Source organism: Streptomyces sp. NPDC041108, from assembly GCF_055592645.1.
Genome location: NZ_JBVIYK010000006.1, coordinates 244,726 through 268,772 on the forward strand (window position 1 = coordinate 244,726; position 24,047 = coordinate 268,772).

Below are 24,047 nucleotides of genomic sequence, written 5' to 3' on the forward strand. Positions count from 1 at the left end.
CCGTGGAGACGTTCCTGACCGTGATCGTGATCATCGCGGTGATCGCCTTCGGCGCGCTCCTCATCCACCGGCTCAACTCACAGCACGGCGACCGTATCGCCGCCTTCCACTACGGTCACTCCAGGATGCCCGTCGCGGGACCGCCACCGCCCGCTCCGCGGAAGGCACGTGCCCGGGCGGGGACGACCGGCACGGACCGTCGGCGTGACGCCGGACGTGGACGCCTCCACCACCGCCTCCGCCGCCGCACCCATGAGGGCGCTGTGAGCACCCGCTCGGACAGGGTGCGCCCATAGGCCGCAGAGCCGATCAGGGCCGATCAGGGCCGTTCAGGACCGGCCGAAGCCGGGCCGTTCAGGACCGGCCGAAGCAGCCGAATGGCCCGTGGCCCGGACTCCCCGGCATGGCACGGCGGTTGACAGGCCGACGGCCTCCCGTGGCCCGACCCGCCCGGCCCCGACGGTCAGGGGCTCGGCGGCCAGGGGCTCGGCGTCGGCCGGGGCAGGGCCGACCGGGAGCGGGGGACGACAAGGAGTTCGTCACCACCGTCCGCGCCCGGCACAAACCCCTCCAGGTCACGATGCCCACCGGGCGCGCCCCCTGTCCGGCCGTTCACGGGGCATCCTCCAGCCGTCCGATGCGCCGGCACGCCCGCCAACCGGCCTGAACGGACCGGTCGTTCGCACGTCACCGTCACCGTCACCGTCACCGTCACCCGCCCCCGCCGTATCGGCGGCACGCCGCGAGCGGCCGGGCCCCTGGCCCTGCCGCGCGGAACCACCGACGGACGCCGAGAACCGAGGAACCATGCCCCTGCCCCAGTTGACCGTCCACCGGCACGACCGCACCACCCGCGCGCTCGTCACCCTCTCGGGAGAGATCGACCTGGCCACCGCCCCGCTCGTGTACGCCGCACTGGCCGGATGCCTGCGTGACGGCGTGCGTACCATCGATGTCGATCTCACGGCGGTCACCTTCTGCGACGCCGGCGGACTCAACGCGTTCCTCACCACATTCCGGCTCGCCGGCGAAGGGGGAACGATCCTCAGGCTGCACCATCCGCCTCCGGCCATGGCCCGGGTCATCGAGCTGACCGGCTCCGGCTTCCTCCTCGACGAACACCACACGGTCCGGCCGGCCCGACCCCGGGTGCCGACCGTCGCGGGTGGCGCGCTGTGACCGCCCCGGACCGCCGGGAGCCGCAGCGTGGCCCGACGGGCACGGCGGCTCCCGCGCACGCGGTACGTCTGCGCCGGCTGAACCGCCGGCAGGCAGAGCCCCTGCGGGAGGACCTGGCGGATCTGTCCGTGGAGTCCCCGTGCGGGACGACCTCCGGTCGGCCTGGACTCATGTCTCCGTGATGAGGACGGCGACGGTGACCGGGTCCGTCGTGTCATCGGCGGCCGCGGCGGCCACGGCCTTCCGCACGGCGCGGGCGACGTGCAGTGGATGGTGCCCGGGGCCGACCGCGAAGTGGATCTCGACGTGCCGGCCGGGCGGATCGACATGGTCGTCCAGCCTGACCGGACGGCTTCCCATTACGGCGGTGAGGTGGGCGACGCCGGGAACAGCCAACGCGACATCTGCCATCCTCCCGGCCGGCCCCCGCGCGGGCCCCGTTTCCGTCACCGGGCGCGATCCGCGCGCGGTGACGTCTTCCGGCGTCGCCCTCACGGCCCTCGTCGCGGGCGGCGACATCGCCTCGGTGTTCGGGTCCTCGTCCGGGCCCTCAAGGAGATCCGAAATCCGCAGATCGGCTGTCGCGGTGGCCAGGCCGAGCCGTTCGGCGGCCGCGTGAAGCAGGGCGCTCCGCAACTGGTCGGCGGCCTCGGGCAGCGGCTGCCCGAAGGATGCCGTGAAGGCGGCCTCGATCCTGAGCGGGCCAGGCGGCAGCGCGCCCGCAGGCGCAGGGACGGCCGGTTCGGACACGGGCTCCAGCGGTACCGGCCCGACGCGCAGGGTCCCCAGCCGGACCCCGGGAATCTCAGCGGCCGCGCGCCCGAGAGCCCGTACGACGGCCTGCTCGGTGATCCACGCCCCGTCCGCGGGCCCGCCGAGCGGCAGCAGCCGGCCCAGGGCGAGCTGGTTCCGTACCGACTGCGTCCACGCGACGGTTCTCACCTTGTCTCACCCTCCTTCTCCCGTGGCCAGTGGTCTTCCGCCTTGCCTGGGCCGCTTGTCCGATTGACCGAACATTTCGTCCCAAGATTCGCAAACTGGGTTCAATGCCAATAAAACGAATATACTTGCATCCATGAGTGCTGTGTGAGCCTCACGAGGGAGGAACATCCCGATGACTGAGAACACCGGCGTAGGACGCGGTGGTGCGCCCGGTTCTCGCGGCCGGACATCCGTCGCCGACGTGGTGGTGGAGAAGATCGCCGGAATGGCGGCACAAGACGTGCTCGGCGTCCATGCCCTGGGCAGCGGCTTCGCGCGCTCGATGGGATCGATGCGGGAGCGGATGCCTGGCGCAGGCAGTGGCAAATCCGCCACCCGCGGGGTCGATGTCGAGGTCGGCGAGCTGCAGGCGGCCATCGACTTGGAGATCGTCGTCGAGTACGGCGTCTCGATCACGGACGTCGCCGGTGAGGTGCGGGAGAACGTGATCTCCGCGGTGGAGCGGATGGCGGGTCGAGAAGTCGTGGAAGTCAACATCACGGTCAGCGACGTGAAGCTGCCGGACGAGGAGGACGAGGAAGCAGTGCGGCAGCGGGTCCAGTAGCCGGAGCGGAGCACCGCACCGGGGCGGAGCAGCCCGCTTGAATGAAGGAGGGCGAGATGAGCAGGGCCGTGGTGGGCTTGATTGCCGGTATGGCGCTGGGTTTCGCCGCGTATTTCGGTGACTTCTGGGCTTTCCTGCTGGTGCTGGGGCTGGGCGTCGTCGGTCTCGTGGTCGGGCGGTTCATGGAAGGTGATCTCGAACCGGGCGACTTCGTCCGCCGCCGGGACCGACAGGAGCGGATCAGCGATGACCGGCGACGGGCTCGGGAAGACTGGCGACGGTGACCGGTGAGGCAGGCCCGCGTCCAGGCGTCCCCCGCAGGGAGCGCGGCGCGATCACCATCGACGACCGGGTCGTGGCGAAGACCGCTGCCCGGGTCGCGCGCGAGGCGCTGAGCCGGTTCACCGAGTCGACCGGCCACGTACCACCCGGCCGACGGACACCGCACGTGACCGCAACCGTGAGACGGGCCCCGGAGCGGGACACCGAGGGGCGGGACATGGAACCCGCCGCGGGACGGCGGGCGGTGCTCGGCGAGGCACGGATACACATCACCGTCGAACTCGGCTATCCGTCCGACATCGGCGTACAGTGCGCCGCGGTGCGTCGGGAGGTCACCGAGCGGCTCAGGGCATGGGCGGGCATGGAGGTGTCCGACCTGGCGATGTCGGTCGAGCGGCTGCACTCGGCGCATCGGCGGCGGCCCTCGGGTTTGGAGAGGGTGAGATGAGCGCGAACACCTGGCGGCAGCCGACCGGCGACAGCGGCCCTCCCCCCGATTCCGGACCGCCCGCTCCGCCTGCCGACGGATCGACGGCTCCGTCCGCCGACGGATCGACGGCTCCGTCCGCCGACGCCAGTCCGGGGCCGGACGAGAAGACGAGCGCGGATGTGACGGTGGCGGGAGGTGGAGCAGCCGCGGACGTGACGGCGGCGGAGGACGGAGCAGGCCGGCCGCCGCGCCGTTTCTGGTCGGCGCGACGGCTCCCCGCGGCCCTGGTGGCCCTGGTGTCCGCCGTGGCCGTCGGACTGCTCCTGTACGACGTGGTCGCGGTGCGGGCAGGGTGGACCGCGATGAGCTGGCGACGGCGGCTCGCCGACGAACTGGCCACACGGCCCCTGGACGACACCTGGATGATCGTCGGGGCCGCCGTGGCGATGGCCCTCGGCCTGTGTCTCTTCCTCCTGGCGGTGACGCCGGGGCTGCGCAGGCTGCTCCCCATGCGCCGGCCACCCGGTATCCCCCGGACGGAGGAGGTCCGCGCCGGGCTCGACCGTCGCGCGGTCGCCCTGATTCTGCGTGACCGGGCCATGCGGGTACCCGGTGTCCGATCGGTGCAGGTCGCTGTCGGCCGTCGCAAGGTCAAGGCCCGGGCGCGGGCACATTTCCGTGAACTCGGGGAGGTCCGCAAGGACCTGGAGGCCACGCTCGGGGAAACCATGACGTCCTTGCGTCTCGCCCGGCGCCCCATGCTGACCGTGCAAGTCCGGCGCCCTGGGAAGGACTGAGGCGATCCTGATGCTCAAGACGGTGAACCGGGTGCTGCTGGGGCTTCTCGGCCTCGGACTGTTCGCCCTGGGCGGCGGCGTCCTGCTGGGCGGGCTCGACCTGCAGCGCCACTGGGACTTCGTGATGCCGGGCTGGTGGCCCTTCCGCGGGCCGGGAGACGTGGTGTTGGGCGTCGAGGGACGCACCCGGTGGCGGGAGGAGGGCTGGTGGTGGCCGACCGTCATCGCGGTGCTCGCCGTGCTGCTGGTCCTGCTGCTGTGGTGGCTCTTCGCACAACGCGTACACCGCTTGGGCCAGGTCCTCGTCGACAGCGAGGACGGCGAGGCGTCCCGGCTCGACGGCCGCACTCTGGAGGACGTCATCGAGGAGGAGGCGCAAGCCCTGGACGGGGTCTCGCGGGCCCACGTACGGCTGGCGGGCCGACGTACCGCTCCCACCGCACGTGTACGGCTGATGCTGGAGCCCCATGCCGATCCAGCGCTGACCCTCGGGCGACTGAGCCGGGAAACGCTCGCACACGCACGGGACTCGACCGGCCTGGACCGCCTCCCCTCGAAGGTCCGACTCCGGGAAGTCCGCCACCGCGCTCGACGCGCTGCCTGACTACCGCCCCTTGGGCGAAGCCGCACGTGGCCATCGGCGGCGAGGCGCCCAGGACTCCCGGAGCCGAACGCCCCGGCATGCCCCCAGGGTTCTCAGGTCCCTCCGTAGCCGGGAGATCGCGCAGATCCCGTGGTTCCGTCCCAGGAGGCATCCCGTCATGGTCCTCTTCGCGACCTTGCTCATCGCCGGCATCGCTCTGCTCGCCATCGGCGCGACCATCGACGGTGCTCTCTACCTGATGTCCGTCGGCGTACTGCTTCTCATCGCCGATCTGGTCTACCTGGTGGCGCGCTCCATCCGGCGCTCCCCCCGGCATTCGGCGCGCTGACCGAAGCCCCAATTCCCGGCTGCCCAGGACCAGTCCGGGCCCGACCCGCTCGGCACGCCATGGCGGACCTCGAACGGTGCGACGACCGCGAAGTCACGCCCGGCCACTGCGCGCCAACGACCCCGGCGTATACACGCCGGGTTGTTTCGGGTTTTCATTTTTTCGGTTGTTTCGGTCATTCGGCCTTTCGTGTTTCGCGGTTCTCGGAGGTGCGTGATAATTCTGTTCATAGGTATTAAATGGCATCGCATCCTGAGGTCCATGTGATACTCCGATTACGGTGTGATTGTGTCCGCCGAAGCCACTCGAATGCATCGCGCCTGGGCCCTCTCTGCGGTCCTTCTCTGGCTAATCTGAAGCAAACCTCTTTCCTGAGGCCGTCGACAGGTCATGGGAAAGCCTGCGGCGCCTGCCGGAGAGGGAGAGGTTCTGGCTCGTGGAAATTCGAAAAGGACAGTAAGAAAATTCACCGTACATACTTAGAGGAGTAGTCCCCTCGATGACGCAGAAAACCTCTGGTGCGTATCAGCGGCGCGCAATGCCCGCCTGGATCGCGTCGGTCGCCACGGTGCTGTTCGCTGCTGCCGCAGTGGTGATGGTGCCGACGCATGCAAGTGCCATCACAACCCCCGTTCCCCTTGGTGCTGCCAGCAGCTTCGCGGTGCTGGGCGGCGAGGCGGTCACCAACACCGGGTCCTCCCTGCTCAGCGGAGACGTCGGGGTGTCGCCAGGAACCTCGATCACGGGATTCTGCAACCCGCCACCGCCGGCGATCCCCGCGTCTCCGCCGTGTGCCAACGTGATCAACGGGACCGTCCACGTGACAGACGGGTCGGCCAACGCCGCACACGCCGCACTGCAGAACGCGTACGGCGTCGCCGCAGCCCGGGGCCCCGTCGACGGCACCCTCAACTCGGAGCTCAGCGGCGCGGGTGGCCCGACGGGGCTGGGTCCGGGCCTGTACAACTTCGTCCCCGGTGTGGTGACGAACTCGGGTGTCCTCACCCTGAACGGTGGCCCTGATGCCGTCTGGGTGTTCCAGGTCCCGTCCGGACTGACGCTGGCATCCGGCAGCCGCATGGAATTCACCGGCGGCGCCAACGCATGCAACGTGTTCTGGCAGATCGGAAGTTCCGCCAGCTTCGGCAGCGACTCCTTCTCCGTGGGCACCTTCATGGCCCACACGTCGATCACCATGGAGAACAGGGCGGTGGTCGAGGGCCGGGTACTGGCCGGCGCCGTGGCCGAGTCCGGGATCGTGTCGATGATCACCAACACGATCACCCGACCGACTTGCGGGACAGGCACCACCACCACCGGCACGACGACCGGCACCACCAGTGGGGGGCTCGTCAACGGCGGCCTCGTCACCGGCGGTCTCGTCAGCGGCGGCCTCCTGGGCGGACCGATCCTCTCGCCCGGCGCGTCCGCGGGCAACGTCGCCGGTACCACGTCCGGGAACACCGAGGGCAACACCGCCGGCAACTCCGCGGGCAACACTTCCGGGAACACCGCCGGCAACACCGCCGGTAACTCCACTTCCGGAAACACCATGGGCAACACGGCCGGGAACACGTCCGGCGGTAACGGCGGCGGGCACGACCAGGCGCCGGGCCGACCGGACGACGAAGGCAAGCCCGGAGGGCCGGGCCAGGAAGGCAATCACGGAGGCCCCGACCACGGGGGCAACCACGGAGGACCGGACCACGGGGGCAACCACGGAGGACCGGGTCACGACGGCAAGCCCGACAACGGGCAGCACGGCCACCACGGCAAGCCCGAGCACGGCAAGCCCGACGAGACCTACGGCTACGACGAGGTGCCCAAGGGCTACGAGAGCTAGGCATCGCACTGCGGTCGGTCTGTTCACCGGATGACGGCGCGCGGCGGAATTCACATCGAGTCCGCCGCGCGCCGTCGGTGGCAGTCAGCGGAAAATCCAGGCGTGAGCAGCCGGCAGAGAAATGCAGAAGTGCGGAAGTGCGGAAGTGCGGAAGTGCGGAAGCGAAGTAGTGCGGAAGCGAAGAATGGCAGAAAGATAGGTAGGCGGTGTCGAGCGGAATCGACTCAGCGGACATGCAGGAAATCCAGCAGTCCGACTCCGGTCCGGCCGGGCAGGAACGTCCTGACGCCACGGCCGTGCCGCGCAAGTCGCGGAGGGGTGCCTGGGTGCTGATGAAGTCCGGACTGCATGCCGCCGTGGTCCTGTGCTTGGCGACGAGCGTCGTTCACGTGATTTTTGTGTTCCTTCACGTGGCACCGGCCAACACCGTCTCCAAGCGATACAGCCCGCAGATCCACGCATGGGTGTACCCCTTCTTCGAACAGAACTGGCGCCTCTTCGCTCCGGACCCCGAATCCATCAACCGGCAGATTCTGGTGAGGACCGCGCACACCGGCTCCGACGGAGCGGTGCAGGTGAGCCCCTGGTTCGACCTGACCGCCGTGGACAGTTCCGCGGTCGAACATCAGCCGTTCCCGAGCCACACGGCGCAGAACATGCTGCGCCGCGCCTGGACCGGCTACGTCGACACACACGGAGGAGACGACAGGGCGCGCACGGAACGCGCCCTGATGATGCGGAAGTACCTGACCAACATCGCCGCCGACCGCCTCGCCGCCAACAAAAGCGCCGCCTTCGACTTCATTCAGCTCCGCGTCCTCACCCTGCCCATCGACGCGCCCGGCACCGCCGCCGGCAAGCGCCCGCCGACGCCGGTCGAGAACCGGCTCCTGCCCTGGTGGAAGGTGACCCGCCATGGAAACTGAGGCGCAGAGGACCACGTCCGCCGGCGCTGCCCGGTGGACCGCCGCCCGGATCACCGCGGCAGGGGACCTCCTGACCGGCCGCCCGGTGTCCCTGTACGCCGCGTCGGTGCTGCGCATCGGCTACGGACTGCTCTATCTGCTCCTTCTGCTGCGAGAGTTCCCGCACCGTGCCGAGATCTGGGGTCCAGGCTCCGCGTGGACGCCCGCCTTGGCACGCCAACTCTTCGAGCAGACGGGCTGGTTCAGCATCCTGACCCTGTCCGACAGCCGTACCTACTTCGAACTCTGCTATGTGCTGGCCCTCGTCACGGCCGTGCTGTTCATGCTGGGCTGGCGGACCCGCGTCCTGTCCGTCCTCTTCGCCGTCGTGGTGACCTCGTTCCACGCCAGGGCGATCTTCATGACGGACGGGGGCGACAACCTGGTCCTGCTGATGTCCCTCTATCTCGTCCTCACGGCTTGCGGCCGGCGCTGGTCCCTGGACGCGCGCAGAAACCGGCTGAAGACGGTTCGGACTGTTCGGACGGTTCGGACGGCTCGTGAGGGCAACGCGCCGGAACGCCCGAGGAGCCCCTTCGCGAGGCACCTCCGCGATACCCGAAACACCTTGGTCACAGTGGTGCACAACTGCGGCATGTTCGTCATCGCGGCACAGGTCTGCTTCCTCTACGGATCAGCCGGCCTGTACAAGGTCCAGGGGCCTACCTGGAGCGGTGGCACCGCGCTCCACTACGCCTTGAACCTCGAACTCTTCCGGCCCTGGCCCGCGCTCTCCCACTTCGTGGACGAGCGCACGCTCGTGGTCGCGATCGCCGGCTACCTGACCGTGCTCCTGCAGGTGGCCTTCCCGTTCGTGCTCTTCGGCAGGCTCAAGTACCCCGTTCTCGCCATGCTGCTGGGCATGCACATCGGCATCGCGGTGCTCATGGGGCTGCCGCTCTTCTCCGGCGCGATGATCGTCGCGGACGCCGTGTTCCTTCCCGACCGCTTCTACACCTTCCTGCCCCGCCTCTGCCGCCACATGACGCGCCGGCCCGGCAGCCGGCGTCCGGCCCCCGGAGGAGCGGCAGGATCCGGGACCGTACCTGCGCAAGGTGGGCCCGGCGGCGCCCTCGGTCCAAAACGTCGAGTCGTCCTCCCCGCAGGAGGGGACGACACCGCGCTCACGACCGAGTCCCCGTCCCCCCGGGTCCCCCCGACGAGCGGTTGACTCGGCACGGCAGGCCAGGAAGCTGCGGCCGTGCCGGCACAGCCCACCGGCCACCCCGAGACACAAAGCACCCCCGGGTCTCTGACCTGGGGGTTTCGCATGGATCGGGTGACGAGAATCGACCTCGCGCCCTCTGCTCGGGGCGGTCCACCAGCCACTCATGCGGAATTGCAAAATTTAGCAATTGGTTAGATGCTGAGTTTGCTGTGCACGTTGCCCGGTGGTCGCGGGCACAGCCTTCGTGCCCGCCCCGGCGGGGTGGGGTTCGCAGGGAAGCCGAGGGGTTGTGTCTGTTCCGCTGTACCAGGCCAAGGCCGAGTTCTTCCGGATGCTGGGGCATCCGGTGCGCATACGCGTCCTGGAACTCCTGCAGGACGGGCCGTTGCCGGTGCGGGACCTGCTCGGCGCCATCGAGGTGGAGCCGCCCGGCCTGTCCCAGCAGCTGGCGGTGCTGCGGCGTTCCGGGATCGTCACCTCGACCCGCGAGGGCTCGACGGTGGTCTACGAGCTGGCGGGCGGGGACGTCGCTGATCTGATGAGGGCCGCGCGCCGGATCCTGACGGAGATGCTCGCCGGGCAGGGCGAGCTGCTGACAGAGCTGCGGGAAGCCGAGGGCGCGGCGCGATGACTTCGGGGATCAGCCGGGCCGGGGCCCGGCTCACCGCACTCATGCCCGCCCGCGCCCACCTGGCGGACATGCGACGCGATCCGCGCAGGGACCTGCTGGCAGGCCTCACCGTGGCGATCGTGGCCCTGCCGCTCGCTCTCGGCTTCGGGGTCTCCTCCGGTCTCGGTGCCGAGGCCGGACTGGCGACCGCCGTGGTCGCCGGCGCGCTCGCCGCGCTGTTCGGCGGGTCCAACCTCCAGGTGTCCGGGCCGACCGGGGCCATGACCGTGGTGCTGGTGCCCATCGTCGGCGAGTACGGGCCCACCGGCGTGCTGACCGTCGGGCTGATGGCCGGCGTCATGCTCGTGGTGCTGGCGGCTCTGCGGGCCGGCAAGTACATGCAGTACGTGCCCGCGCCCGTGGTGGAGGGCTTCACCCTCGGGATCGCCTGCGTGATCGGACTGCAGCAGGTCCCGAACGCGCTCGGGGTGCCCAGGGCCGAGGGTGATCGGGTGCTGGTGGTGGCCTGGCGGGCCGTCGTGGAGTTCGCGAAGGATCCGAACTGGACGGCGGTCGGCCTCGCGGTCACGGTGGCCGGGGTCATGCTGGTGGGCGCCCGCTGGCGGCCGACCGTCCCGTTCTCCATCCTCGCGGTCGTCGCGGCCACGGCCGTCACCCAGGTCGCGGGCCTGGACGCGGCGCAGCCGATCGGTGACCTTCCGTCCGGGCTGCCCGCGCCCTCACTCGGCTTCCTGGAACTCGGTTCGCTCAGCACCCTGCTCGCCCCGGCGGTGGCGGTGGCGGCGCTCGCGGCCCTGGAGTCCCTGCTGTCCGCCTCGGTGGCGGACGGCATGACGGTGGGGCAGCGGCACGACCCCGATCGCGAACTGTTCGGCCAGGGGCTGGCCAATATCGCGGCCCCGCTGTTCGGCGGCGTGCCCGCGACCGGCGCGATCGCCCGGACCGCGGTCAACGTCCGCACGGGTGCCGTCTCCCGGCTGGCCGCCCTGACCCATGCCGCGATCCTCGCGGTGATCGTGTTCGCCGCGGCTCCCCTCGTCTCCAGGATCCCGCTCGCCGCCCTCGCCGGCGTGCTGCTGGCCACCGCGGTCCGCATGGTGGAGGTGGGCTCGCTCAGGGCGATGGCCAAGGCCACCCGCTCGGATGCGCTGATCCTCGTCCTCACCGCGGTCGCGACCCTGGCACTGGACCTCGTGTACGCGGTGATCATCGGTCTGGTCGTCGCGGGTGCCCTCGCCCTGCGCGCCGTGGCCAAGCAGGCCCGCTTCGACCAGGTCCCGCTCGACCGCGGCGACCACAGTGCCGAAGAACACGCCCTCCTCGCCGAGCACATCGTCGCGTACCGCATCGACGGGCCGCTCTTCTTCGCCGCCGCGCACCGCTTCCTGCTGGAGCTGACCGAGGTGGCCGACGTACGCGTCGTCATCCTGCGCATGTCGCGGGTGTCGACCATGGACGCCACCGGCGCCCTGGTCCTCAAGGACGCCGTGGAGAAACTGAAGCGGCGCGGCATCCTCGTCCTGGCCTCCGGGATCCGCACCGGCCAGCGCCAGGTTCTGGACTCCGTCGGCGCGCTGGAACTGCTGCGGCACGACGGCCGGGAGCACGCCACCACCCCCGAGGCGATCCGGGCCGCCCGGGATCACCTGGCGACGACCGGAGTCCTGACCGCCGTACCTGCCCAGAAGCCCCGAACATCCAGCGAGGAAGCCGTCCGATGAGCACTGCCCCCGCGCCCCTGCGACTGGTGGAGATCTCCGGAGCGGAGGCCCTGTGGCTGCTGGAAGGCAGCAGCCTGGGACGGCTGCTGCACCAGCAGCGGAAGCTGACCGTCGTACGGCCGGCCCGGCATGTGTGGGAGTACGGCCGGCTGATCGTCCGGGCCCCCGTCCAAGCGGCGGCGATACCGGCCACGGTGACCTACCACGTGGACGAGATCCGGGCGGTGCACGGCACCGGCTGGACGGTCACCGTCCATGGCCCCGCCGACGTACTCGGCGACGCCGACGAGGCAGACCATCACCGCCGCACCTTGCCGGGCTGGACACACGGCCCGCACGACACTCTGCTGCGCCTGCACCCCCAGAGCGTCACCGGTTTCCGCCTCGCCCGCCTGGAGACATGATGGTCCCCGTTCTCGAAGTCCTTCCGTACCGGCACGTGCTCACCCTGCCCAACGAGCCGTCCGCCGTCCGTCTCGCCCGTGAGACCGCCGAACAGGCGCTGGTCGAGTGGGGGATAGATCTGCGCCGGCCCGTCGTGGACGCGGCGCTGCTGATCCTCAGTGAGCTGGTGACCAACAGCGTCCGGCACGCCGCCGAGGTGTCCCCGCAGATCACGGTCATGTACGCGGCGAGCGGAGGCCGCCTGGCCTTCGCCGTCCACGACCGCCACCCCCACCAGCCCTCGCTGCGCCAGTCCGCAACCGGCACCGGTGGCGGTCTCGGCACGGTCATGGAGCTCACCCGGCAACTCGGCGGCACCGTCGCCGTGCACGGCGACGCCGACGGCAAGAGCATCTGGACCACTCTCCCCCTCTGACCTCTACGGGCCGCCCACGCAAGGAAGTTCACCGTCATGACCATCGAGTGGCGCTACACCGTCGAGGACGGCTTCGGGGTGCTCTCCGTCGCAGGCCACCTGGGCCCGGCGGCGGTCCGTCGCTTCGACGGAGCGGTCGGCTGGGTCGTCGCCCGCGGAACCGGACCGGTCGTCCTCGACCTGAGCGAACTGCGCGGGTGGTCCGCGGAAGGCCGGCTGGCCGTCACCGAGACCGCACGCCGCCTCGCCGGCATGGGCCGGAGCCTGGAGCTGGCCGCCATCCCCGCCGACGGCTCGTTCGTCCCGCCCGGCGACTGCCCGGACATCCCCGTCCATGGCGACCTGGCCACCGCCCTCTCCGCCCACGCCCGGCACAAGTCGCCTCCCGACGAGGCACAGCAGGCGTGGCGCACCGACGGCCGGCCCACCTGACCCCCGTATCCGCTCACCACCCCGTATCCGCTCACCGACCGAAAGACACCTGTGCCATGAGTGACAACCTTCCCCCCTGCCCCGAATGCTCCGGCGCCTACACCTACGAGATGGGTGCGCTCCTGGTCTGCCCGGAGTGCGGGCACGAGTGGTCACCGTCCGCGGAGTCCGCGGACGGCGCCTCCGGAGGCAAGGTGATCAGGGACGCGGTCGGCAACGTGCTCGCGGACGGTGACACCGTGACGGTCGTCAGGGCGCTGAAGGTCAAGGGCAGCCCGAACGGGATCAAGGCGGGCACCAAGGTGCGCGGCATCCGCCTGGTCGACGGCGTGGACGGCCACGACATCGACTGCAAGGTCGACGGGTTCGGCGCGATGCAGCTCAAGTCCAGCGTCGTGAAGAAGGCCTGATCCGGCACCGTGCTGTGCCGACCGCCCGGGACGACGCGTCCCGGGCGGCTTCCCGTATGCCGCCCGATGGTGCGGGCGTCGTCCCAGCCGGCTGGATCCGAGCTGCTTCGGCCGCTCGCATCCGGGTTCGGCGTGACCGGCGCCGCAGGCGAGGATGGTCCCCATGTTCTTGACGAGTGCGTGGTTGCGATACGCCGTGCTCCGGCCGGAGGGGCCGTGCCGTTGCGTCGGGGAGGGGACGGCACGATGAGTACGCCGCTGTACCAACTGAAGGCCGAGTTCTTCAAGACGCTGGGCCATCCGGCCCGTATCAGGGTCCTGGAGCTGCTGAGCGAACGTGAACACGCGGTCGCGGAGATGCTGCCCGAGGTCGGTATCGAACCCGCTCATCTGTCCCAGCAGCTGGCGGTGCTGCGGCGGGCGAATCTGGTCAAGACCCGCAAGGAGGGGTCGACCGTGTACTACTCGCTGACCAGCCCCCAGGTCGCGGAGCTTCTGCGGGTCGCACGGACCATCCTGTCCGGGGTACTCGCCGGGCAGGCCGAGCTGCTGGCCGACCTCCGGGCCGCGCAGGGTGAGCGGAAGCCGCCGTCGTAGTGCCGACCCTCAAGCAGCGCCCGTCTCGCGGGAGTCGGACAGCTGGATGGCCATCCGGGGGAGCAGGAGCCACCCGCGAGCACCCTTGACCGGCAGACCCCCGCAGGCCGGCACGCACCCGGGCGTCGTCGCCACCTCCACCGCACCGAGCTTCCGCCCGGTCCGCGACCGCCCCTCCAGCGGCCGGCCCCGCCGCCGGGTCCGGCACGACGACACGGACCCTGCCCTGGGCACGCCCCTCAACCGGACACGTACGGCTACGAAGCGGCCGCCGTGTTCTGGAAGGCGCACACCGGGGCCGGTGGCCCCGCTCCTCCCTCCACCTTGACGAGATGGTGCGCCCCGAGCGTGCGCAGAGCCACGAGGACAGCTCCGCGCACCGGTCCCGCGCTTCCCGGGAAGGGACGTCAGAGGCGTGCGTACTGCTCCGCCTGTTCGGCGAGCTCCTGGGCCACGGTGGCGCTGACCGTTGGCTGTGTGTCGCGGATCGTGTCCAGGTAGTCGTCCGTGGAGGGGAGGACGCGGGTTCCGGTGTCGAAGGTGCGCTCGAATCCGGCCTGGGAGACGGTTCGTGCCACGTGGGCGATGTCGGCCGGGGTGAAACCTTCGCTGGCGGACGCGAGCGCCTCTCTGTCGGCCTCCGCGCCCGCTCGTGCCAGGTAGCTCTCCCACAGCGCGGTCCTGGCGCGGTGGTCGGGAGGGCCGATCGGCAGTACGTAGTCGAAGCGGCCGTGCCGCAGGAACGCGGAGTCGAGCGTGGTCACGTTGTTCGTGGCGCAGACGAGCAGCCGCCCGTCCTGCCTGCGGAACCGGACGATCGCCTTGAGCAGCTCGTTGACGACGCCGACCGCGGTCGCGTCCGCGCCACTACGTGCGCCGGCGACCTCCTCGACCTCATCGATGAACACCAGGACGTGGTCGAGCCGGGATATCTCGTCGAAGCGCCTGCTCAGCCCGCTCGCCAGGCCGTACTCGGCGGCCAGACGTGCGGGGAACAGCTCGAGGAAGGGCCATCCGAGGCGGCTGGCGATCGCCTGCGCGAAGGTGCTCTTGCCGGTGCCGGGCGGACCGAACAGCATCACCGCGCGCGGCAGCTCCACACCGTGCTCCGCGGCCATTCCGGGATGCGCCAGTGGCAGGACCAGACGGCGCTCGATGAGCTGCTTCTCCTTCTGCATGCCCGCGACCTTCTGCCACAGTCCGCCGGGCGGCAGCTCCGCTCCGAGCGAGGAGAGCATGTCGGCCGCCTGCCGGGGCACCGGTCCGCGCTTCTCGAAGAGGACCAGGCCCGATCGGGCGCCGAACTCGCAGTTACGCAGCGCGGTGGCACCGGTCTCCCCCTCGGGCAGGGCTGCGTGCACCGCGCGGACACCGTCGGTGAAAAGCCGTCGCTCAAGGGCCGTGATCAGGGCGCTGCCCAGCCCCTGGTGGCGCCAGGCAGGTGTCATGCAGATGCGCAGGATCCACGCCCGGTCACCCTCCACCCGGCTCACCGCGGCGCCGACGACAACGTCGTTCGCCGTGGCCACCACAGCGGGGTGGAGGGCCTGGAGGGCCGTCACGGCGTCCGAGAGCGGGAAGAGGGCCGGTTCCTCGGTCGTGCCGCTCTCCAAGTCGACACGGAGAACTCCCTCGAGATCGTCCGGGGAGTAGTCCCGGACCCGCCAACCCGTCATGACCAGCTCCGTGTCTTCGGCCGTGTTCCCATCATCGGCCGCAGCGCGGGGTACGCGCGCGGCAAGCCCCGGCCCGGTCGAGCGGGACCGCGCCACTCGATCACAGGAGGGGCGCGTCGGCGGTCGGACGTCCAGGCAGGGAGCGCCTTCGCGTGCGCACGGACGCTCGAGCCCTCGGCTCGTCTGCGCAATTGCGCAAACACCGTCGCCCTCCGAACCGGTGGCCGGTCATCCACACCCACTGGCGAGACGTTCCGTCTTGCCTGAATGGCGCACAAGGGTTACGGTCTACAGGCGAAGCGAGACGAGACGTATCGTCTCTTCAATGTCATCCAGGAAAGAAGACACCACTTGTTCCGTGCTCCCGCACCACCCTCGGTCCGTACCGCCGTCTCCCAGCTCACCGTCACTGATGTCAGCAAGCGCTACGGCCATCACCCGGTCCTGGACCGCGTGTCCTTCTCCGTCCGGCCCGGGGAGAAGGTGGGGGTCATCGGCGACAACGGCTCCGGCAAGTCCACACTGCTACGGCTGCTCTCCGGCGCCGTACAGCCCGACAACGGAGAAGTCAGCGTCATCGCCCCCGGCGGTAGAGGGCACTTGGCGCAGACCCTCGATCTGCCTGACACGGCGTGCGTCGGTGACGCCATCGATCTGGCGCTGGCCGAACTGCGCACAGGGGAACAGCGGATGCGGGCGGCCGGCGCCGCGCTCGACGGGGCCGACCCGGCTGCGTACGACCGGTACGCCGCGATCGAGGCGGAGTTCGAGGCACGCGGCGGATACGACGCGGACCGCCGCGTCGACGTCGCCCTGTGTCACCTCGGTGAGCCGACCGGGCTGGACCGTACGCGGCCGCTCGGCACGCTCTCCGGCGGCCAACGCTCCCGCCTCGCCCTGGCCGCGACGCTGGCCTCGGCCCCCGAGTTGCTGTTGCTCGACGAGCCCACCAACGACCTGGACGACGAGGCCGTGGCCTGGCTGGAGGAGCGGCTCCGCGCCCACCGGGGCACACTCGTCGCCGTCACCCACGACCGGGCGTTCCTCGACCGGGTCACCGACACGATTCTGGAGGTCGACCACTCCACGTGCTCCGTACGCCGCTACGGCGACGGCTACACGGGCTACCTCGTCGCCAAGTCCGCCGAACGCGCCCGACAGCACCGGGAGTACGAGGAGTGGCGCACCGAGGTGACCCGCCAATCCCGGCTCGTCGACTCCCACATCGGACGCCTCGACGCGATCCCGCGTAGGGGGCCGCGGTCGTTCAGCGGCGCGGGCGCGTTCAGGGCCCGCTCGCGGGCCCACGGCGCCGTGAGCCGCATCCGCAACGCGCGCGAGCGGTTGCAGCGGCTCACCGAGAATCCGGTGTCCGCGCCTCCTGAGCCGCTACGGTTCTCGGCGGACATCGCGGGGGCGGCGGACCGCGCGGTGGAAGTGGCGAAGCTGCGCGTTCCGGGCCGCCTGGTACTGGACTCGCTCCATGTTCCGGCCGGAGGCCGGCTGCTGGTGACCGGCCCCAACGGCGCGGGCAAGTCCACCCTCCTGCGGGTCCTCGCCGGCGAGTTGACGCCGGAGCCGGGCGCGACGCTAGCCCGACCCGCGCGGGTCGGGTTCCTGCGCCAGGTAACAGCGCCCACCTCCCCCGAGGACGGGAGCCGACCACTGCTCACGGCCCTCGGGGAGGACCGCGCCGACGCGCTGCTCGCTCTGGGCCTCTTCCGCGAAGCCGACCTGGCCCGGCCCGTACGGGACCTCTCCACCGGCCAGCGCCGCCGCCTCGAACTCGCCCGCCTGGTCACGGTCGCGCACGATCTGCTGCTGCTCGACGAGCCGACGAACCACCTTTCGCCCTCGTTGGTGGAGGAGCTCCAGACAGCCCTCACCGCATACGAGGGCACGCTCATCGTCGTCACTCACGACCGGCGGCTGCGGTCGGCCTTCCCCGGGCCCGTTCTCGAACTCGCCTCGGACCGGTGACCGGGCCGCACCGCGTCATCGCCGCTCCGGCTGAGATGGCAGTCGTATCGGCGAGGAGACTCTCGCCGCCGTCAGTCACCTCCTGTCGGCAGGGGGAGGCCCCGACGACGTCCAGACCTCTGCGCGGTCGTGATGCGTACCCCGCCCACCGGCCTGGACGACAAAGAACCCCCGGGCCGCCTCAGACCTGGGGGTTCCGCATGGACCGGGTGACGAGAATCGAACTCGCGCTCTCAGCTTGGGAAGCTGCGGGCATTTGGAGCTGGCACGGGCGCCGACCTGGGCGATCGGCTACGGCGTGTCCTCCTCGGGCCCGGCCGCTTTCCCCCGTGGTTCCCCGCTGTTCCCCGCTCGATCTGGTGCGCTTGTGGCGCACGTCTGCTGTGGCTCCCTGGCGGCGGTGGCACGCCGACCTCTGTCGCCGACGGCGGCTTCTCCCGCTGCGGAGCTCCCGCAAGGGTGCTGCTTGAATCGGCCCATGACTTCCGTTGGCGCACCGGACGAGACACAACAGGTCCAAAGACTCGCGGTCTGGTTCGGCGGAACGTCCGTGGCGTGCTGGTTCTGTTGCCCCTTCTGGATACTCGTCTGCTTCCTTGCTCTGCCCATGGCCCTCGTCGGCCTTGTGCGGGCCTACATCGAGTACCAGGCGTCAGCGCATGACCGAGCGAGCAGGTCGCGAGCCGTAGTGGGTGGTGTGTTGTCCCTCCTGGGAGGAACAGCGGCGATCGCCTACATGATCTTTCTAGCCACCCACCCCGACCTCCCCGTCCAGGAGTAGCGGTTCCGCTCATCACGCTGCGCGCTCTTGCCCACACGCTTTCCAACTGGGTTGATGGGACTCCGGGCTACGTACAAGGGCGGTCACCGGGGTTCATCCAAGGCTGATCGCCAACGTGAGTCGGCCTCGTGGTCTTCGTGGAACGGCCGTGGGCAGCGTGCGGGCGGGAACGGGCTCTGCGCGTGGCTCGGCCGGTACGGATATCCGGTTTGGGCGGTCTTCGCGAGGGCACAACCTCGCCGGCGAAGTGCGCCCTACTCTGTTGCCGGGATGGGGTCGCCGCGGGCTGTTCGTGCTGTGCGCTGGTGAGAGGTCGGGGAGCCGGAACCAGGGGTGTCGGCATGCCGACAGCGCCGCCCGCTGCACGACGAGAAGGGCGCCTGACCGGCATCAGCCCAGGTCGGGCGCCCTCCTCGGGTTGCTGGAAGAAGGTGACTCCTATGCCACTGTCGCCTCCGGCGCTTCCGTCGCCGCCGTCCTCGCGGTGTGGGGGCTCTTGCCCCTGCTGAACGCGAAGTAGAGCACCCCGGCCACGGCGACTCCGATGAACCAGGAGTACGGACCCAGCGCCGCCCCGTATCCGGACGGTCCGTAGACGGGGAGGATGCTGGAGAAGACGGCGCCCACCACACCGGCGGCGAACGCCCGTACGTTCCAGCCTCCCTGGAAGCGGAACTCCCCGTCCTCCTCGTACAGAGCGGGCACGTTCAGCTGTGTCTTCCGGATGAGGTAGTAGTCGACGACGATCACACCGAAGATGGGGCCCATCGTCGAGCCGATGGCGTTGACGAAGCTGGGGGCGTTGTCCCAGGGGTGCAGCGGGTAGAGCAGGAGCGCGATGACGGCGGCGATGAGGCCGCCCCTGCGGAAGGTCACGTACTTCGGGGCCACGTTGGCGAAGTCGAAGGCGGGACTGACGAAGTTGGCGACGACGTTGATGCCGAGGGTCGCCACGGCGAAGGTCAAGGCGGCGAGCAGGACGAGGAACGCGCTGTCGAACTTGGCGGAGATCTCGGCCGGTTCGAGGATGACCTCGCCGTACACCTTGCTGGCGGCGGCCGTGGTGATCGCGGCGACGAGGGAGAAGAGGATCAGGTTGACGGGCAGGCCCCAGAGGTTGCCCTTCTTCAGGGCCTTCGTGTCCGGGGTGAAGCGTGCGAAGTCACCGAAGTTGAGGAACAGGGCGGCGAAGTAGGTGACCCAGGTGGCGGCTATCGCCGCGATCGCGGCGAGTGAGCCGGGGCTGACGTCGAGCCCGGTGGCGCTCTTGGCGAGTGCGGCGAGGTCGCCGCTCGGCATGTCGACGGAGAAGGACAGCGTCCCGGCCTTCACGGACAGCGCGATCGCGAGGATCAGCATCATCACCCAGACCGCCGGGCCGGCGAAGTCCTGGAAACGGCGGACCGTTTCCATCCCCTTGCTGATGATGAGCAACTGGGCGGCCCACACACCGAGGTAGCACAGCACTTCGAGGCCGCTGTGGTCGAAGAGCCGACTGGTCTCGTGCAGATGCTTGGGTCCGTCGTAGCGGACGAGGAAGGCCACGATGGCGCCGGCGGCGGCGCTGGTCTGGGCGCCGTACCAGAAGGTGGCGACCACGGCCCGTACGAGAGCCGGGACGTTGGCGCCGAAGGTGCCGAACGAGGCGCGGGCGAGGACCGGGTAGGGGACACCGGTCTTGACGCCCGCCTTGCCGATGAGGGTCATCAGCCAGTAGATGATCAGCGAGCCCACACCGATGCCGATGAGGAACTTGAAGGTGTTGCCCGCGACGAGGAACAGGCTGGCGGCCAGGAAGTAGCCGTACAGACTGTGCACGTCCGAGGTCCAGACGTTGAAGATGCTGAAGGCGCCCCACTTGCGTTCGGTGGCGGGGGCGAGGTCCGCGTTGTAGAGACGGGGGGAGTACCCGGGCGGGGCGGCGGTTCTGTCCGCGTCCGCGCTGTCCGTGGCCGTCATGTCCTGCTCCTTCGTGCTGTGCCCCGTCCCCTGCTGGCGCTGCGCCGGACGGTTGATGCGGCAGCTAACGACCCGGTTGTTGCACCCGCGTGTCCGGCGCGTACCAGACCCGTCAACGGAAGTTCTCTTCCATTTTCAGGATCGAGTCGCCGGTTGATCCCGATGCGGCGGGTGCGGATGGGGCACGGCTTCGAAGAACGGCGGATCGAGCGTGTGCACGAACGAGTGCGGCGCTTGACTTTGTTGGTTCGTCCGTCCGGCTCGGGGAGCCTTCGCGAGCGCACTGGGCTCCGACGCATTACGCCCCTGCGCTCCGGGATCGACTGTCGCGCCTCCCTCGGAACTGCCTGCCCGGCCTTGGCGCCGTCGCCGTCGAGTGTCTGTGCGCCGGGGAACGGAGAGGCTCAGGCCGCGACGGGAAGCGGAGCGGAGGAGGTGAATGGATGGCGGAGTGTGGTCTATTTCAACAACTCCTATCCCGGTAGCCTCACCTGTGGCCAGTAGCGCACCATCCCCCCACCCCCCAGGTGTGCGTGCCGGCGTGGACGACACCCGCCTTTCTGCCCCTGGCAGCCGGGTGCTCTCCCCCGTTCGCCGCCTCTAGGAGGATCACGGTGAAAGTTCGCACCAGAAGCTCGGCGATCATCGGCGCCCTCTGCCTCGTCGCTTCCCTCGCTTTGACCACGGCGTCTGCCGACGAGCTCAGCACCCCACGTCAGGCAGCGAAGGTCGTGCTCGAGAAAGTGGCAACGGCCCGGAATCCATCCGCCGGCGCCGCCGGTCCCGGTGGCACGGTCTGGATAGCCGAACGCGCGGGCAAGGTAAGGGTCTTGGACGATGAAGGGCTCGGCGACCCCGTCATCGACATATCCGGCGAGACCACCACCAACGGCGAACGCGGCCTGCTGGGCATCACGTTCGACAAGGAGTTCGCGCACTTCTACATCTCGTTCACGAACCTCCAAGGCACCAGCACCGTGGACGAGTTCGCGGTGCGGGACGGCAAGATCCAGCCGAACACCCGGCGCACGGTCCTCACCCAGACACAGCCCTACCCGAACCACAACGGCGGTGACATCGCGTTCGGCCCCGACGGCTACCTCTACATCGCGCTCGGCGACGGCGGATCGGCCGGCGACCCGCACGGCAACGGGCAGAACCTCGGCACGCTGCTGGGCAAGCTGCTGCGGATCGATCCGAGCGGCGGCAAGCCCTACGCGATCCCGCCGGGCAACCCGTTCGTGGACGACCCGAACGCGAAGGACGAGATCTGGGCGTACGGATTGCGCAATCCGTGGCGGTTCTCCTTCGACGCGGGCACGGGCGATCTGCTGATCGGGGACGTCGGCCAGAGTGCCTGGGAGGAGATCGACTGGGCCCCGGCGACCAGCAAGGGCGGCGAGAACTACGGCTGGTCCCAGATGGAGGGCAACCATCCCTTCCGGGGCGGCACGGAGCCCGCGAACCACACACCGCCGGTTTACGAGTACGACCGCAGCGGGCCTGGCTGCTCGGTGACCGGCGGATACGTCTACCGAGGCGAGGCGATCCCGGACCTCAAGGGTCAGTATGTGTTCAGCGACTACTGCGACGGCACCCTCCGTGCTCTGCGGATGGAGAACGGCGAGGTGACCGGCGTGAGCGACCTCGGAGCCGACGGCGGCCGGGTCGTCTCGTTCGTGCAGGGAGGCAATGGCGAGCTGTACGTACTCGACCTGCGTGGCAGCGTCTCCCGCATCGACCCGGCGGAACGACCGGCGGATGAAGAAGCCGCCGAGTAGCCGGAATCACCCAGGTCGGCTGGATCACCTCCGGGATCGCCGAGACTGGCGCGTCGAGCAGCACTCCCGTCCTCGCGGGTGCCGGTCTCGCGGTCGCGGCGGTCGGTGCCGCCGCGGTCTACCTCGCGCGCAGGCGCCGCACGAATCCCGCCACGGTGATCGTCGCCGGCTCATCAAGGTGCCCGGGCAGCCCGCCACGGCGATCGGCCTGCTGGCCGCCGCGGTCGGGCAGTCCTCGGAGACGGTGGCGCTGATCCACCAGCACTCCGACCACGAGCGGCAGGAGGAGATGGCCGCCGGGCTGTCTGCGACCGTGCGGAAGTCTCGGGCTGTGGCCAGGGAAAAGCAGCAGGAGAAGGAGCCCGACCAGCGTTCTGGCAGGAATCTGGCACGCGGCGAGTGATCGCAGCGGACAGCGAAACGGCCCAGGTCTTTGACCTGGGCCTTCTTCATGGACCGGGTGACGAGAATCGAACTCGCGCTCTCAGCTTGGGAAGCTGCGATCATGTGAGGCTCGATCGGGCGCTGACCTGTGCCAGCGACTCAGGCATGGCCTCGTTGGGCTCGGCTGTTGTCACCGTGGTTCCCCGCTGTTCCCCGCTCGATCTGGTGCGCTTATGGTGCGGCGGGAGCTCCTGGACGCTACGACCACGAGTAGAGCGAGCCCGTTCCGTAAGGCATGCCGCTATCCGGGTATTCGTTGGGCAGCGGGGCGCGTACGAACTGGGCGCAGTACTCGTTGCACGCGCCGATCGCCTCGAAGTTCTGGCGTGCCTGCCGCAGGCTGAGGTCATGGTTGGGGCCACCGCGTACCGCATCGGCATCGTGCTCGTCCTGGCCGTCGTCCTCCCAGTAGCAGACATCGCAGATCTCGAACGCTCCACGCTCGGACAGGGTTATGAACCCGCAGCACGGGCAGCGGTATGGCCCGTTCTGGGCACTCCCACGAACAATCATGAACGTCACGTCTGCATCCTGGTCCCCAGCTCCAGCATGTGCCCATGGTTTTTTGGGCGTTGGTGCACGCTTTCCAACTGTGGTGGTGGGGTCGTGGGCGTCGTTCGGGGGGCGTTCACCTGCGTTCATGAGCGGTCAGCCATCGGGGCGGGGACGGCTCTGGGTCTCGTCTGAACGACCGTGAGCGGCGCTGAATGAGACGGGAACTGAGACGGAGCGGTGGCCGGGCCCTCACGCCCTGGTGGTGTCGGTCCCTCGTGCCATCATCCTCGCATGTTGAAGATCCCCGGATATGAAGGTGGTCCTCTGGTCGAGGGTGACGCTTACCTTGACGATCCGTTGTTCTGGCCCCTGCACCTCGGCACCTGTTTGCGCGGCGAGGACGCGCAGCGAGCCGCGTTCGGAGCTGACTGGGACGCGGCCATGGAGCTCTACCGCGTGCTCTCCGCCGAGCAGGAGTGGCCGACGTTCAGTGTGCCCCTCCGCTCCGGCCACATCATCTACGTCGTCTATCGCAACTTCGACGGAGAGCGAGGGGTGGACTATCTGATCCATCACCCGACTTGGCCGGCAGCGGAAACCCTCGCTGTGGATGACGGTCACTTCATGGGCCCCGGCATGGCCTGGCCGGAGTTGCTGTCCGCTGCTCGACAGTCGTCAACAAAGGGCGTTGACGACCCCGACGCCCGTCTCTTGCTGCTCTTCCCCACACTCGGCGACGCGCGACTTCCCGACGACGCAACCGTTACCCTCACTACCGCGCTCAGCGCTCTCACCTTGATCGAGCAGCCCGCCGACGTGGCGAGCATGCTCCTTGAGAACCAGGGCCAATGGGCTCCCGTTTGCTGGACGCTGGCAGACGGTGTCCGGATCAACGATGGTGGACACTCCCACCGAAACCCCAGCAACGCTTTCGCTCTGCCTGAGGGACGCCTTCTGGAGATCAGTAGCGCGCTGCACGACGGGAGCTGAGCACCGCTTTAGGAGTTCGATCTCCTCTCGCCCTGGCACGGGCCCACCTCAGGCACCGGTGCCACACGTGGGTGCTGAGTGTCGCCGCCGTCCGGGGGCGTTGATGTCAACGTTGGATGTCAGCGGAAGAGCTGCGGCACGGGGCAGGGCTCCAAAGGCTCATCCGGCCGGTCGGCCCAGTTCCACCA

At 69.6% G+C, this 24,047-nt stretch carries 27 protein-coding genes; 23 read left to right on the top strand and 4 right to left on the bottom strand.

Features of this window, described 5'->3' with window-relative positions:
* Positions 1-2 precede the first annotated feature (2 nt).
* Together ACZ6BB_RS19210 and ACZ6BB_RS19215 are read left to right on the top strand one after the other, a co-directional pair.
* On the top strand, positions 3-296 hold the full coding sequence (locus ACZ6BB_RS19210; protein ID WP_471616356.1) for a hypothetical protein: 294 nt from the start codon (positions 3-5) through the stop codon (positions 294-296).
* Positions 297-807: 511 nt separating this feature from the next.
* Entirely contained in the window at positions 808-1,179 is a 372-nt protein-coding gene (locus ACZ6BB_RS19215; RefSeq protein ID WP_471616357.1) for an STAS domain-containing protein, read from the top strand.
* Positions 1,180-1,347: 168 nt separating this feature from the next.
* Here ACZ6BB_RS19215 and ACZ6BB_RS19220 read toward each other — a convergent pair whose 3' ends face one another.
* Positions 1,348-2,121 (bottom strand): hypothetical protein, encoded by a 774-nt coding sequence (locus ACZ6BB_RS19220; RefSeq protein ID WP_471616358.1) that lies wholly within the window; start codon positions 2,119-2,121, stop codon positions 1,348-1,350.
* A gap of 172 nt (positions 2,122-2,293) precedes the next feature.
* Between ACZ6BB_RS19220 and ACZ6BB_RS19225 the strand changes: the two genes are divergently transcribed.
* The 16 genes from ACZ6BB_RS19225 (at position 2,294) to ACZ6BB_RS19300 (ending at position 13,753) form a co-directional block, all read left to right on the top strand.
* Positions 2,294-2,725, top strand: coding sequence for an Asp23/Gls24 family envelope stress response protein (locus ACZ6BB_RS19225; protein WP_471616359.1), 432 nt, complete (start codon positions 2,294-2,296; stop codon positions 2,723-2,725).
* 56 nt (positions 2,726-2,781) lie between these two features.
* The gene (locus ACZ6BB_RS19230) at positions 2,782-3,009 is read left to right on the top strand and encodes a hypothetical protein (RefSeq protein WP_230215084.1); all 228 of its coding nucleotides are present in this window, start codon (positions 2,782-2,784) and stop codon (positions 3,007-3,009) included.
* A complete protein-coding gene (locus tag ACZ6BB_RS19235) occupies positions 3,006-3,455 on the top strand; it encodes an Asp23/Gls24 family envelope stress response protein (RefSeq protein ID WP_471616360.1) in 450 nt (149 codons plus the stop codon). Before ACZ6BB_RS19230 ends, ACZ6BB_RS19235 begins: the two co-directional genes overlap by 4 nt.
* Complete coding sequence (locus ACZ6BB_RS19240) at positions 3,452-4,234, top strand: DUF6286 domain-containing protein (protein ID WP_471616361.1); 783 nt, start codon at positions 3,452-3,454, stop codon at positions 4,232-4,234. Before ACZ6BB_RS19235 ends, ACZ6BB_RS19240 begins: the two co-directional genes overlap by 4 nt.
* Before the next feature lie 10 nt (positions 4,235-4,244).
* Positions 4,245-4,838: an alkaline shock response membrane anchor protein AmaP gene (amaP, locus tag ACZ6BB_RS19245; protein ID WP_471616362.1), complete on the top strand. Its 594-nt coding sequence runs from the start codon at positions 4,245-4,247 to the stop codon at positions 4,836-4,838.
* A 157-nt stretch (positions 4,839-4,995) separates the two neighbouring features.
* Positions 4,996-5,166 carry a hypothetical protein gene (locus ACZ6BB_RS19250; protein ID WP_471616363.1) on the top strand — a complete coding sequence of 57 codons (171 nt, stop codon included), beginning with the start codon at positions 4,996-4,998 and terminating at the stop codon, positions 5,164-5,166.
* Between the two features lie 595 nt (positions 5,167-5,761).
* Entirely contained in the window at positions 5,762-7,009 is a 1,248-nt protein-coding gene (locus tag ACZ6BB_RS19255) for an ice-binding family protein (RefSeq protein WP_471616590.1), read from the top strand.
* 233 nt (positions 7,010-7,242) lie between these two features.
* Complete coding sequence (locus ACZ6BB_RS19260) at positions 7,243-7,935, top strand: DUF5819 family protein (protein WP_471616364.1); 693 nt, start codon at positions 7,243-7,245, stop codon at positions 7,933-7,935.
* The gene (locus ACZ6BB_RS19265; protein WP_471616365.1) at positions 7,925-9,145 is read left to right on the top strand and encodes an HTTM domain-containing protein; all 1,221 of its coding nucleotides are present in this window, start codon (positions 7,925-7,927) and stop codon (positions 9,143-9,145) included. The genes ACZ6BB_RS19260 and ACZ6BB_RS19265 overlap by 11 nt, the downstream gene beginning before the upstream one ends.
* Positions 9,146-9,431: 286 nt before the next feature.
* Positions 9,432-9,773, top strand: a complete 342-nt coding sequence (locus ACZ6BB_RS19270; protein WP_471616366.1) for an ArsR/SmtB family transcription factor — start codon at positions 9,432-9,434, stop codon at positions 9,771-9,773.
* On the top strand, positions 9,770-11,494 hold the full coding sequence (locus ACZ6BB_RS19275; protein WP_471616367.1) for a SulP family inorganic anion transporter: 1,725 nt from the start codon (positions 9,770-9,772) through the stop codon (positions 11,492-11,494). The genes ACZ6BB_RS19270 and ACZ6BB_RS19275 overlap by 4 nt, the downstream gene beginning before the upstream one ends.
* On the top strand, positions 11,491-11,898 hold the full coding sequence (locus tag ACZ6BB_RS19280; RefSeq protein WP_471616368.1) for a pyridoxamine 5'-phosphate oxidase family protein: 408 nt from the start codon (positions 11,491-11,493) through the stop codon (positions 11,896-11,898). Before ACZ6BB_RS19275 ends, ACZ6BB_RS19280 begins: the two co-directional genes overlap by 4 nt.
* A complete protein-coding gene (locus ACZ6BB_RS19285; RefSeq protein ID WP_471616591.1) occupies positions 11,898-12,314 on the top strand; it encodes an ATP-binding protein in 417 nt (138 codons plus the stop codon). Before ACZ6BB_RS19280 ends, ACZ6BB_RS19285 begins: the two co-directional genes overlap by 1 nt.
* A gap of 36 nt (positions 12,315-12,350) precedes the next feature.
* Positions 12,351-12,746 (top strand): STAS domain-containing protein, encoded by a 396-nt coding sequence (locus ACZ6BB_RS19290; RefSeq protein ID WP_471616369.1) that lies wholly within the window; start codon positions 12,351-12,353, stop codon positions 12,744-12,746.
* A gap of 56 nt (positions 12,747-12,802) precedes the next feature.
* Positions 12,803-13,156, top strand: a complete 354-nt coding sequence (locus ACZ6BB_RS19295; protein WP_471616370.1) for a zinc ribbon domain-containing protein YjdM — start codon at positions 12,803-12,805, stop codon at positions 13,154-13,156.
* 246 nt (positions 13,157-13,402) lie between these two features.
* Positions 13,403-13,753: an ArsR/SmtB family transcription factor gene (locus ACZ6BB_RS19300; protein WP_471616371.1), complete on the top strand. Its 351-nt coding sequence runs from the start codon at positions 13,403-13,405 to the stop codon at positions 13,751-13,753.
* A gap of 407 nt (positions 13,754-14,160) precedes the next feature.
* On the opposite strand, the gene ACZ6BB_RS19305 is transcribed toward ACZ6BB_RS19300, so the two are convergent.
* On the bottom strand, positions 14,161-15,429 hold the full coding sequence (locus ACZ6BB_RS19305; RefSeq protein WP_471616372.1) for an ATP-binding protein: 1,269 nt from the start codon (positions 15,427-15,429) through the stop codon (positions 14,161-14,163).
* 351 nt (positions 15,430-15,780) lie between these two features.
* Between ACZ6BB_RS19305 and abc-f the strand changes: the two genes are divergently transcribed.
* Positions 15,781-17,409, top strand: coding sequence for a ribosomal protection-like ABC-F family protein (gene abc-f / locus ACZ6BB_RS19310; protein WP_471616373.1), 1,629 nt, complete (start codon positions 15,781-15,783; stop codon positions 17,407-17,409).
* A gap of 1,219 nt (positions 17,410-18,628) precedes the next feature.
* Here the strand turns inward: abc-f and ACZ6BB_RS19315 are convergent.
* The gene (locus ACZ6BB_RS19315; protein WP_471616374.1) at positions 18,629-20,149 is read right to left on the bottom strand and encodes an NCS1 family nucleobase:cation symporter-1; all 1,521 of its coding nucleotides are present in this window, start codon (positions 20,147-20,149) and stop codon (positions 18,629-18,631) included.
* Between the two features lie 614 nt (positions 20,150-20,763).
* Between ACZ6BB_RS19315 and ACZ6BB_RS19320 the strand changes: the two genes are divergently transcribed.
* The 3 genes from ACZ6BB_RS19320 to ACZ6BB_RS19330 are packed head-to-tail and all read left to right on the top strand — an operon-like array spanning position 20,764 to position 22,333.
* A complete protein-coding gene (locus ACZ6BB_RS19320) occupies positions 20,764-21,930 on the top strand; it encodes a PQQ-dependent sugar dehydrogenase (protein ID WP_471616375.1) in 1,167 nt (388 codons plus the stop codon).
* Between the two features lie 35 nt (positions 21,931-21,965).
* Positions 21,966-22,184: an LAETG motif-containing sortase-dependent surface protein gene (locus tag ACZ6BB_RS19325; RefSeq protein WP_471616592.1), complete on the top strand. Its 219-nt coding sequence runs from the start codon at positions 21,966-21,968 to the stop codon at positions 22,182-22,184.
* Positions 22,109-22,333, top strand: coding sequence for a hypothetical protein (locus ACZ6BB_RS19330; protein WP_471616376.1), 225 nt, complete (start codon positions 22,109-22,111; stop codon positions 22,331-22,333). Before ACZ6BB_RS19325 ends, ACZ6BB_RS19330 begins: the two co-directional genes overlap by 76 nt.
* 239 nt (positions 22,334-22,572) lie before the next feature.
* On the opposite strand, the gene ACZ6BB_RS19335 is transcribed toward ACZ6BB_RS19330, so the two are convergent.
* Positions 22,573-22,887, bottom strand: coding sequence for a CPCC family cysteine-rich protein (locus ACZ6BB_RS19335; protein ID WP_471616593.1), 315 nt, complete (start codon positions 22,885-22,887; stop codon positions 22,573-22,575).
* 273 nt (positions 22,888-23,160) lie between these two features.
* On the opposite strand from ACZ6BB_RS19335, the gene ACZ6BB_RS19340 reads away from it, so the two are divergent.
* Positions 23,161-23,859: a hypothetical protein gene (locus ACZ6BB_RS19340; protein WP_471616377.1), complete on the top strand. Its 699-nt coding sequence runs from the start codon at positions 23,161-23,163 to the stop codon at positions 23,857-23,859.
* Positions 23,860-24,047: the final 188 nt, after the last annotated feature.

What these genes read in the sequence shown, in the direction of transcription:
- ACZ6BB_RS19215 (WP_471616357.1), top strand. Translation starts at nt 808, where the DNA reads ATGCCCCTGCCCCAGTTGACCGTCCACCGGCACGACCGCACCACCCGC.
- ACZ6BB_RS19225 (WP_471616359.1), top strand. Translation starts at nt 2,294, where the DNA reads ATGACTGAGAACACCGGCGTAGGACGCGGTGGTGCGCCCGGTTCTCGC.
- ACZ6BB_RS19230 (WP_230215084.1), top strand. Translation starts at nt 2,782, where the DNA reads ATGAGCAGGGCCGTGGTGGGCTTGATTGCCGGTATGGCGCTGGGTTTC.
- ACZ6BB_RS19240 (WP_471616361.1), top strand. Translation starts at nt 3,452, where the DNA reads ATGAGCGCGAACACCTGGCGGCAGCCGACCGGCGACAGCGGCCCTCCC.
- amaP (WP_471616362.1), top strand. Translation starts at nt 4,245, where the DNA reads ATGCTCAAGACGGTGAACCGGGTGCTGCTGGGGCTTCTCGGCCTCGGA.
- ACZ6BB_RS19250 (WP_471616363.1), top strand. Translation starts at nt 4,996, where the DNA reads ATGGTCCTCTTCGCGACCTTGCTCATCGCCGGCATCGCTCTGCTCGCC.
- ACZ6BB_RS19255 (WP_471616590.1), top strand. Translation starts at nt 5,762, where the DNA reads ATGGTGCCGACGCATGCAAGTGCCATCACAACCCCCGTTCCCCTTGGT.
- ACZ6BB_RS19260 (WP_471616364.1), top strand. Translation starts at nt 7,243, where the DNA reads ATGCAGGAAATCCAGCAGTCCGACTCCGGTCCGGCCGGGCAGGAACGT.
- ACZ6BB_RS19265 (WP_471616365.1), top strand. Translation starts at nt 7,925, where the DNA reads ATGGAAACTGAGGCGCAGAGGACCACGTCCGCCGGCGCTGCCCGGTGG.
- ACZ6BB_RS19275 (WP_471616367.1), top strand. Translation starts at nt 9,770, where the DNA reads ATGACTTCGGGGATCAGCCGGGCCGGGGCCCGGCTCACCGCACTCATG.
- ACZ6BB_RS19280 (WP_471616368.1), top strand. Translation starts at nt 11,491, where the DNA reads ATGAGCACTGCCCCCGCGCCCCTGCGACTGGTGGAGATCTCCGGAGCG.
- ACZ6BB_RS19285 (WP_471616591.1), top strand. Translation starts at nt 11,898, where the DNA reads ATGGTCCCCGTTCTCGAAGTCCTTCCGTACCGGCACGTGCTCACCCTG.
- ACZ6BB_RS19290 (WP_471616369.1), top strand. Translation starts at nt 12,351, where the DNA reads ATGACCATCGAGTGGCGCTACACCGTCGAGGACGGCTTCGGGGTGCTC.
- ACZ6BB_RS19295 (WP_471616370.1), top strand. Translation starts at nt 12,803, where the DNA reads ATGAGTGACAACCTTCCCCCCTGCCCCGAATGCTCCGGCGCCTACACC.
- ACZ6BB_RS19300 (WP_471616371.1), top strand. Translation starts at nt 13,403, where the DNA reads ATGAGTACGCCGCTGTACCAACTGAAGGCCGAGTTCTTCAAGACGCTG.
- ACZ6BB_RS19305 (WP_471616372.1), bottom strand. Translation starts at nt 15,429, where the DNA reads ATGACGGGTTGGCGGGTCCGGGACTACTCCCCGGACGATCTCGAGGGA.
- ACZ6BB_RS19315 (WP_471616374.1), bottom strand. Translation starts at nt 20,149, where the DNA reads ATGACGGCCACGGACAGCGCGGACGCGGACAGAACCGCCGCCCCGCCC.
- ACZ6BB_RS19335 (WP_471616593.1), bottom strand. Translation starts at nt 22,887, where the DNA reads ATGATTGTTCGTGGGAGTGCCCAGAACGGGCCATACCGCTGCCCGTGC.
- ACZ6BB_RS19340 (WP_471616377.1), top strand. Translation starts at nt 23,161, where the DNA reads ATGTTGAAGATCCCCGGATATGAAGGTGGTCCTCTGGTCGAGGGTGAC.